This is a genomic window from Candidatus Omnitrophota bacterium (assembly GCA_028699255.1).
In the GTDB taxonomy this organism is placed as follows: Bacteria; Omnitrophota; Gorgyraeia; order 2-01-FULL-45-10; family 2-01-FULL-45-10; genus FEN-1322.
Window position 1 is genome coordinate 1 of the sequence record JAQVUX010000017.1, and the last position, 9,355, is coordinate 9,355.

General features: G+C 48.4%; 5 protein-coding genes. All 5 read right to left on the bottom strand.

The features are described 5' to 3' along the window. Positions 1-109: 109 nt before the first annotated feature. Positions 110-4,066: a right-handed parallel beta-helix repeat-containing protein gene (locus PHS46_08180; GenBank protein MDD3906478.1), complete on the bottom strand. Its 3,957-nt coding sequence runs from the start codon at positions 4,064-4,066 to the stop codon at positions 110-112. Positions 4,067-4,077: 11 nt separating this feature from the next. Then, the gene (locus tag PHS46_08185; protein ID MDD3906479.1) at positions 4,078-4,338 is read right to left on the bottom strand and encodes a hypothetical protein; all 261 of its coding nucleotides are present in this window, start codon (positions 4,336-4,338) and stop codon (positions 4,078-4,080) included. Next, positions 4,335-8,072: a hypothetical protein gene (locus PHS46_08190; protein MDD3906480.1), complete on the bottom strand. Its 3,738-nt coding sequence runs from the start codon at positions 8,070-8,072 to the stop codon at positions 4,335-4,337. Before PHS46_08190 ends, PHS46_08185 begins: the two co-directional genes overlap by 4 nt. 284 nt (positions 8,073-8,356) lie before the next feature. Beyond that, entirely contained in the window at positions 8,357-8,626 is a 270-nt protein-coding gene (locus PHS46_08195; protein ID MDD3906481.1) for a hypothetical protein, read from the bottom strand. Between the two features lie 424 nt (positions 8,627-9,050). Then, positions 9,051-9,355 (bottom strand): hypothetical protein (locus PHS46_08200; protein ID MDD3906482.1); only part of this gene is annotated, 305 nt, incomplete at its 5' end.

The window sequence follows — 9,355 nt, forward strand, 5'->3', positions numbered from 1 at the left end:
CGTTTAGGGCTACCGAGTTGTAACCCATCATGTAGAAGACTACCGTTATAGAAAACATCAGCAGGATATACGCCCCTAGTCGCATAGCCGTATTACCCCCTTCATAGTTTTAAACCCCCTGCTTCATGATATAGAACCCCGCCGCCACCATAAGCGTAGTAAATACCGTAGCCATCCATATACTTATTCCAACTGTCCCGGCGACGAATATTACCCCATGCGGGTAAAGCATGGTAAAGCCCCATAGGACTATAAGGCCTACCGCCCCCGCGCCTTCGGTAGAATATTTGGAAACGAACCCCGCCACTAGCATAGTTACCCCTACTGCGATTAGGTAGTAGAACCATCCGCTAATCAGGGTGTTACCTTCTAGGGTTTCCCGTACTCCGGCTAGGCCGGTAGCGTTGCCTAGATAATAGATTCTCGGGTTAGGCCGGTATTCGCTGTAATTCTGCGCCTTAAACCATGTCGTAACCGTATATACCCCGGTGTCGTTAGCCTGCACCCCCATTAGGCCGCCGCTAGGGGAAGTGGTCGTATTTACGCTGTATATCGTGGTCGTAGTCCCGTTGTGCTTCTTGGTTATTTCCATGCCGTAATATTCTAGGGTAGCATTAGAACTTACGACGTGGTAACTAAGGTTTTCCGAAGGTTCGAAGAACGAACCGTTATTAGGCGCGATGGTATAGGAAACATCATTAAAGACCCTGTTATACGTCGGCAGGGTAATAACCGTACCGTTCGAAGTCGCTAGGGTTATATCTACGGTGTAAGTGCCGGACGGGACGAACTCGAAGGTTATAGGCACATACCCGTTAGCGTCTATCGTAACCTGATAAAGCGCGAACAGTTCTAAGAACAGGGTAGCAGACCCGGTATAGTCGCTTACTCCCTGTTCTATCGTAACGTAGGATTGCGCGAGGTTGCTAAACCTCTGGGCGGTTACGGTAATATTCTGTATCGGTTGCCCGTATGCGTCCTGAATGTTAAAGGTATAATACGCCCCGGTCGTGTTGTCTAGCGAATAGGAATTAATGGTAAAGTCGTTGTTAAGCCCTACTAGGAAAAGCCGAAGCGTACCGTTTTCGCAGTTGAAATACGCCCGCTTCCTGCCGCTTCCTATCATGTCCGAAGGCAGGGCATAGCCGTAGGATGGCGGGGTTTTTAGGATTTGGCTAGTGTTCTGGGTAAAGACTTGCACCGTAAAGGCCTTGCGGTATTCGTCCATTTCGTCGTAACATATAAACTTAGTGTCGTAGGTCTTTTCCGAATAGAGAAGTTTAAGCCTATCCCAATTCGTAACCTTGCCTACTGCATTAACGTCGGAAGTCCCCGAACGCTTGGCGGTCGTCATGTTGCCCGAGTAGAACGGGACGGTTGCGCCGTAGTCCGAAGCGCTATAACGGATACATGCCGGGGCGCTAGCGAAGTAACAGGAATACGCATAGGTGGCCGTCCCTTCCCGGCTGAAAAATATAAGGGTGTCTTCGTCTAGGAAGATTAAGGGCGAATGTTCGCTAACCGTATAATTGAAAAGGTACGTTTTGTTTTCTTCAATCAGGTGTATTACGGTGCGGTTTGTTATGTTGGAAATAAGGGCGTAGGTGTTATTCCCGTACTGCTCGAAAATAACCTGCGACCCTTCTATATCCGCCTGCCCGTAGCATGTGGTATCTGGGGTCGCATTAACTATTTGCGCGGTGCTGTTATACGTCCATATCTGTATCCGGTCGCTAGTGGCGTTGCATGACGCATTAGATAGCCACGCATAGTACCACGTCGTAAGATTCGCGTTCTTGGCGATTGTACCCCATGTTACCTTACGGTTGTGGTTGGTGGTATTAAGGTCTTGGAAAGTGGTTAGGCTATAATTCATGCGGATAAGGCGGCTATCGGTAGTCGTCGGCAGGATAAATAGGTAGTGGCTTCCGGTCTGATTCGTTATAGTTGGGATATTTTTAGTGTTCGCATAAGCGTACGGGTCGTACTGAACGTTCGGGGTTACGTTGTAGGTGGTGCTTGCGTTCTGTATCGTCATGGCGGTAGAGTTTAGGATTAGATAATGCTTGGTAACGTTATCGGTATTGAACGTCAGTATTATAGTGTCCGTACCGTTGCGGAAGGCCGCGAAGAAAGGCTTAGTAGCGTTTAACAGTTGGGTATAGTTCTGGGCTATCGCGCCGTTCGCTATCGTCGCTATATGTATCGTATCCGTCGGGACACCATCTATAAAATAAAGAAGCGTAAGGTTTCCGGTCGAATCATAGAAAAGCGATTGCGGGCTATCTAGGACGTTTTCTACGGTTGTTGAAAGGTTTATAGAATTTTCGTAAGTGCTAAACGACATGGAAAAGGAGTAGGTCGCCGAAGTCTTGTAGTAGGCCGGATTCGCATTTAGATAGCATCTTACGTACCATAGGTGCGACCCGGTACTAGCGGTCGCGGTTACATTTACCATTTGGCTAATTGCGAAACTCTGGGAATCAATTACCGAACCGTCTAAGGTCGTATTGCATGTTACCGCGTCGTAGGTCGTAAGGTTGTATTGCAGGCTTGTACCCGTACCTGAAAGAACCGCGCCGTTGCTCGGGGCGATTAATGTTATTGCCGTAGCCGGGGGCGCGTCTAAGGCATACCCAGAAAATCCCGATACGTAAAAGGTTGCGATACCTGACGTACAATTAGCGTCAATCCCGCCCGTTACCCCGTTATTTCTTATATCTGCGGCGGTAGTTGGAAGGCCGGATTTAGAATAGATGGTAGTATTAACACACCCCGCGTCTGTTTCTAAAGTAATTAACCCGGCAGACCCGGGGATAGTCGTACCGTCTATCGAACTGTTAATACTTATAAAGTCAGGTTGCACATAGGCGTTATAGCCTTCCGTAAATTCGGTTATCGCGGAAGTGGAAAAGTTCGTTAGGTTTATCAGGCCTGCGGTGGCGTTATACCCGAAGGTGTTATTATACCATGTCGTAGAACCTACGGCGATTTGGTTAATGAACTCCGAGGTACAATTATAAAGGAAATTGTTAGTAAAGGTGTCCCCGGTTACACCCCCGATATTCGCACATGAGGTAGCATAATATACAATATTCCCGGTAAAGTTATTGCCGCCCGTACCCGCGCCTTGCCCCCCGATACCCCGGGTTACTGCGGTAACGTTGTTGTAATTTATTTGGTTATTGGTAGCCCCCGTACGAAGGGTTATACCGTAGGACGTACCCACCCCGTCGCGGATAGTATTATTTTCTATAAGATTGTTGCTACCGGTCTGTTCTATCTCTATACCTAGCGTAGTATTATGCACTAGATTTCCATAGACCCTAGTGTTATTCCCGTTATATAGGTCTATTCCGGCCACAGTTGAATTATAAAATGTGTTCTGGGTAATATTTACCCCGCTAGCAGTAGAAGAATCTATACCGTTTATTGCCGCCCCGGAAGAACTAATAGAGTTGTTTATAATCTGCCCGCTAAATGGCGTGGCTACGTATATTTGCCCGAAGTTGCCATTACCGTAAAGGCGCGAATCGCGGATAGTGATATTTGTAATGGTCGGAGTACCGCCCGTAGAAGACCCCGAGTATATGCCGTCTGCGGCATTATTGAAGACCGTAACGTTTTGGATTAGGACGTTCTGCAAAGTACCGGTATCTAGCGCTAACCTAATGCCCCGGCCATTCGCAGGCGACCCGGCACAACTAGAAACTGAAACGTTGCGGATAATTAACCCATTATTTCCCGTACTTCCCGTATTCGTAATTCCTTGTCCGAAGTCGGTAATACTTCCATTTTCTATAACTAGGTTATCCGTACCCGAGGATATTAGAATACCCCTATCTGCCGTACCGTCGTCGCCGTCTATTGTCTTCCCGTTTAGGTTTAAATTTACGTTATCGGCAGATACCGTTACCCCATGCCCGGTACAACTTAGCGATACATTAAGGTAGTAATCCCCGCCGCTAGATATGGTAGTGGCGCATGTGTTTATAGCGGTCGCTGAAAACGATATGGCCGGAAATAGAACCCCCAGAAGCAGAAGGGCTAGGATAAGTTTTTTCATATCCTAGCCACCTACGGATATGCCCCGCCGCCCCCGTATCCTTCCCTTCTCGGAATCGCCATGTTGAACCCGCTAAGAACAATCATAAACAGGATAAGGAACGGTAGCATCTCAATAACCAATACTTCCGCCGTCGTAAATTGTGTGGGGTTTGCTTCTAGGTCTGTTACTAGGGGGTCTATGAACGCATTAAGTACCGGCATCAGGGTAAAATATACGAATATCGTTACTAGAAGCGCCATCAGGTTGATAAAAGTTACTTGCCCCTTCATAATTTAAACCCCGCAATCCTTTTCGCCTTCATGCCTTTAAAGGTTTTGTTTTTCCTGTTTAATATTTCTACGGTCGGAACGCGCCCGGTTACGCTTCTTTCGTATTCGTATATGCCCGGGCGAATGTTCGGGTTCGGGTGTGTCGCATGGCCGTAACGATATTGTGATTTCGCTACGCTTAGAAGGTCTGCGAATATCGAACGTTCTCCGGTTATATTGTATCCCCGCTTTTTAGGCATGAACTTCTTAGGGGATTTGCCCGCGTACTTATTCCTTTCCTGCGGCGGGACTACCACCGGGGGCATTTCCCGTACGCCTACCTTTTGTTTCTGCGAGATTCTAAGGCGTTCGCCTACCGCTAACCTCTGCCCTACGGCTAGTTTTTCCCCTATTGCTAGACGTTCGCCTACGGCTAGTTTTTCCCCTAGCCCCAGACCTTCCCCTAATGCGGTCGCTTCCCCTGTAAATTCATTAGAACCTACTATACTCCATACCCCAGACCCCCGCAGTAAGGCGTACTTTTCCGCCCTCGTAGTGCCTATCCCTTCACGTATCGCTTCTGCTAGCCTCTGTTCTTTAAGTTCTTTTTGGTATTCGATATTGCTAGCCGCCGGTTCTGCGTTCTGGGTTGCGAAATCCCGCGCCCTGTTTCTCCGTATTATCCCGCTATACGTATCCCCGGGCATGTCGCCCCCTATGAAATTCGCGGCGAATGATTTACGTTCGTTAAGTTGTAGCATGTCCCTAAACTTTAACTGCTCTGGGGTCTGCGCCGATAGCGGTTTGGTGTAAAAGTCCGGGGCTAATGTTTCCTTCTCGGTATAAGGTGCGCGTACCCTTTCCTGCGCCTTAACGTATTCCGCGCTAGGCGTAAATGGCGTAAGATAGAAGTTAGGGGGTAGGGTTTCTTCCACTACATACGGGGCGCGTATCCGTTCTAAAGCCGCCGTATATTCCGGGTTCTGAACGAAGGACGCCCGGGTAGGTTGGCGCATCATACTAAACCCATATTCCGTAGGCGCTATTTCCGCCTGAATCTGCTTAATTATCGGTTTGACCCCGGCGTACGGGTTAAGGCCTTCTGCCGTTAAGTACGCATGAAGGGCGTAAGGGCTTTCCGGGTTAATCTGCATGAGTACCGATTTTTCCGAACCGGCATAGAAATAAAGCGCCGCTTGGTCTTCATAGAAACTAAGCCCGGCTTCTGTCCCGGCTTTCATGGCCTTATATGGTGTCTGCGGGATTTCGGCGATTTTCTGCTTCGCGCCGGTAATTACCGTATCCATAAACGGCTTGGCTTCATGCCACGTTTGAATACTAGCGCCTAAGAAGAACCCGCCTACGCCTGCGGTCTTAATGCGTTCTTCCTGTTCTTTTGTAAAGTCTAGCGGGGATTCCCCGGCCATCCAATTACCACTTACTTCTAGGCCGGTCTGCAACCCTGCCGAGAACCCGCCGGTAAATGCGCCCGTACCTATAATCCGTATAGGTACGCCCGCCGCCGTGTTTATAGCCCCTGCGGTATTTAGAACAGGTTGTATAGCCCCTTGTAACTTGTAGGCTTCGAAAGACGTTAAGCGGTCTAGGTAATTCTCGTCTAAAAGGTGCTTTGATATTTCGCCCGGGTAATTAAGGTATAACGACGGCTTCCCGCCCGCATAATCTAGCCTTACGGTCGTTGGGGATTCTATCGTAGCGCTTAATGGCCTATTGTAGTACGGGGTGTTTTCCCCGATAATCGCGCCTTTCATATCCGTAGCCTTTCCCGTTACCGGGTCTATCGGATTGCCTTTAAGGTCTAGTGTTACGGTCTTGGTACTTGCCTTCGCTAAGTTCGCTTCCCCTGCCATGCCTACTAGCATGGTAGCCGTTATCGGGAAAGTGATTAGGTAGCCCTGACTTTCCAATAGCATACTTCCGTAAAGTTTCTGCTCGGGTTCGGTAAATGTTTCGCCCTTAAACGCTTTTTCTGCGCCTTTTGCGCTTATGCCTAAGAAAGTACCGAAGGCAACCGAACCTTTCCCTATTGATTCTACCCCCCCGGCTAGAAATTCTGCCGTAGTTGATACCGGGCGTATTTCCCCTATGGGCGATTCCTTGATATAAAGGCCTAGTACGTCTTCCCCTGCTCTAAGCGGTTCTGCGAATAATTTAGCGTAGTTCGTTTCATAGAATCCGGTAAATGGGGTTTCTACCATGTAGTCCGGCCTGCCCGTAGTTACCTGTGGTTCTTTTAGGATGGGGGCATTTCCCGGTATTCCCAATTCGTTTATAGTGGTCGGCAGGCCATATTCCCCCGGGATAAATGCTATATCCTCGCTACCCCGCATCAGGTTAGCCTTTTCTGCGGCTATCATTTCCGGGCTTAGTTTAACCTGATTGGAAAGATTAACGTATCCGTTGGTTAATTCTACGGTCGCCGGGAATCCGCTTACTCCTGTTACTGTTACTATATCTTCTGTCCCGGCTAGTGCTAGAGATTTATAATAGGTCGCTACTTCTGCGTCCGTCATGGGCGCGATATAGCCGGTATCCACCCCGGGGACAAAAACCCCCCGCGCCCCGGTAAGTTGTAGCGGGTCTTCGTTAGCCCACATAATCTTTTCGGGTTCGGTTTGCGGGTTGTATTCATGCTTCGCTAATCCTTCCGCGCTAATGTCTAATTGCCCGGTATCCGAGATTGTATATCTTACCTTCGTATCCGGGGTAGTTTCATATTCTCCCATGTCTAAAAAGTCTGTTACGTCTATCGCGGTAGATTCCCCTAGTTCATTCCTGCCCGGGACGATGGGCTTTACTTCTAGCGTATTTACGCCTTCCTTCTGGGCTACTAGATACTTTACCCCTTCTTTCTCCATGATAAGCGGGCTAGTTGTCTTAAAATCGAATCCTGCGGCGCTCATAGTCGCCCTTGTCCCTTCCGGGTACATATAGACCCCCCCGGTATTCGGGTCTATATAGAAGTCGAACGCCCGCCCCCAGATAGCGTTATTTTCCAATTCGTACATTCTTTCTATCGCGGTTTGGTCGCCGAGGCCGAAGTTTTTACCCCGTTCTGAAAGGCCTACGTACGTCCCGGTTAGGTTGCCTTCGCTATCGTAAATAGGCGTATCCACGAAAAGCCCGGCGTTTATCATGTCTGCTAACGCGGATTGTTGGAATAGGCCTACGTTCTGTTGGTACATTCTTTCGCTTACCGCCTTCTGCCGGGCTATTTCATATTGTACCGCGTAGTCTTCCGGGCGGCCACTTAGCGCCGCTTCTAAGCCGGTCGGATTATACTTTTCCGTAACCCTTACGCCTTCTGCCCCCGCTTTTGCCTTTTCGAAAAATTCCCCGCGCCCGGCCTGCAACTGCTCAAAGGGGGTATTTCCTACTTCGTATTCCCCGTACGGGGTTACTATTTTGTCGCCGGACGAAGTTTTAGGCGTTTTGGATGAATCCGGGGAAGACGCGCCCACTCTTTCGGCTATTACTTTCCGGCTTGATTCCGTAAGTGTATCTGGGTCTTTTTCGCCCCGCGCTATCATGGTTATAAGGTTGTCTGCGCGTTTTTCTTCTGGGGTTCTTTCGTCCCCCGTTGAAGACGAACTAGACGAAGAACCGGAAGCCGAAGACGTGGTTTTAGTGGTAGTTTTGGTAGAAGACGAAGAAGAAGTAGGGGTAGGGGTTGGCGAAGAAGTCTTACCGTATCCTTCGCTAAACCCCGTCGAACCGCTTTTTATTAGTACCATGCTACCCTATACGGGCTTGGATTTTTTAAGGGTTAGGGTTGAACGGAATATACCCCGTACCATTTGAATAGTTTAAATTCGGTATTACCCCGGAAAATCCATGTTGGCAATTTAAGGTTTCCCTGTTTGCGGCGCTTATCCTCGCGTTACAATCCTTTATGATATAATCTACTTGGCCTATTTGGTAGGCGAAGTACAGTATCGCTAGGATAAGGAAAGGGCGTAAGAACGCCGAGATTATAGAAAGCGGTACGCCCCCTATAATCCATTCTTCCCGCGCCCCGTCAATTACCCGGATTTTTTGTATTAATCCCATGTTCTACCTCTTTATTTAGATACTTTAAAATCTTTCCCGAAGGCAGGGCTAGGCATATCGCAGACCCTATAAGTAGGGCTATTGCCATCATCGAATAATACCCCTCGGTAGGGGTAAATGAACCTAACGGCAATTTACTTAACAACGCCGTAGATAGCCCTAAGAATGAATATCCGATAAAACGGACAGACATTACCCGGGATTCCTTCTTTTCCACACATTCCGCGCAGTTACACATAGTTACAACCTCGGCCTACATTTAGGGCAGGGGCAACTAACTAAGGCAACCCCCACGCCGCCACGTTTTTTATCTTCTCTACATACTTTTTCCGTTAAACATTCCCCTTTATATTCGCCATTTGGTAGCCGGTAATCTATCGGATAATAACGACCCGGGGGTATATCCCCGCAGTTGATATGTGGAATACCCTTAATGAATGGCCTACCGCATATAGAACAAGGCAACTCTTTTTTACAATGTGGGCAACGCATAGTTTTTACACCCTTTTACCGGCAACCATAAGACCGGGACAACTACAACCCCGCGCCATACAAAGCCATGCCTTCCCCTTTCCTAGTTGTTTATGGGCGTGGCCGCAATCTTGGCAACGTTTTTTACGCCCGCTTATCCGTACCCGCTTATTCTTCGCTCGGTTCATTTTTTACCCCTTTTTTGCTATTTCCTCGGCTATCTGCCGGGTCTTATCCCGTATCCGCTTTTCCGCTTCGTTCTTAACGTACTTAGCGAGGCGGTGCGGGATTTCTTGGTTGTATTCTATCGTATTTTCGTCTAGTATAACGTCCTGCGGCTTACTGCGCTTCGATTCGAAAAGGCGATGGTTGGCCGCCACGAAGTCTATAACCTTCGCTATATTGCGTTCTTTCTTTACTTCCTTCGCTTCCGAACGGCGCATTTCTGCCATAAACTTATCTAGCATAACAGACTTACGGGATAGTTCTAGGTTGC

Coding starts and splice junctions, on each gene's coding strand:
- PHS46_08180 (MDD3906478.1), bottom strand. CDS start 4,066: ATGAAAAAACTTATCCTAGCCCTTCTGCTTCTGGGGGTTCTATTTCCG.
- PHS46_08185 (MDD3906479.1), bottom strand. CDS start 4,338: ATGAAGGGGCAAGTAACTTTTATCAACCTGATGGCGCTTCTAGTAACG.
- PHS46_08190 (MDD3906480.1), bottom strand. CDS start 8,072: ATGGTACTAATAAAAAGCGGTTCGACGGGGTTTAGCGAAGGATACGGT.
- PHS46_08195 (MDD3906481.1), bottom strand. CDS start 8,626: ATGTGTAACTGCGCGGAATGTGTGGAAAAGAAGGAATCCCGGGTAATG.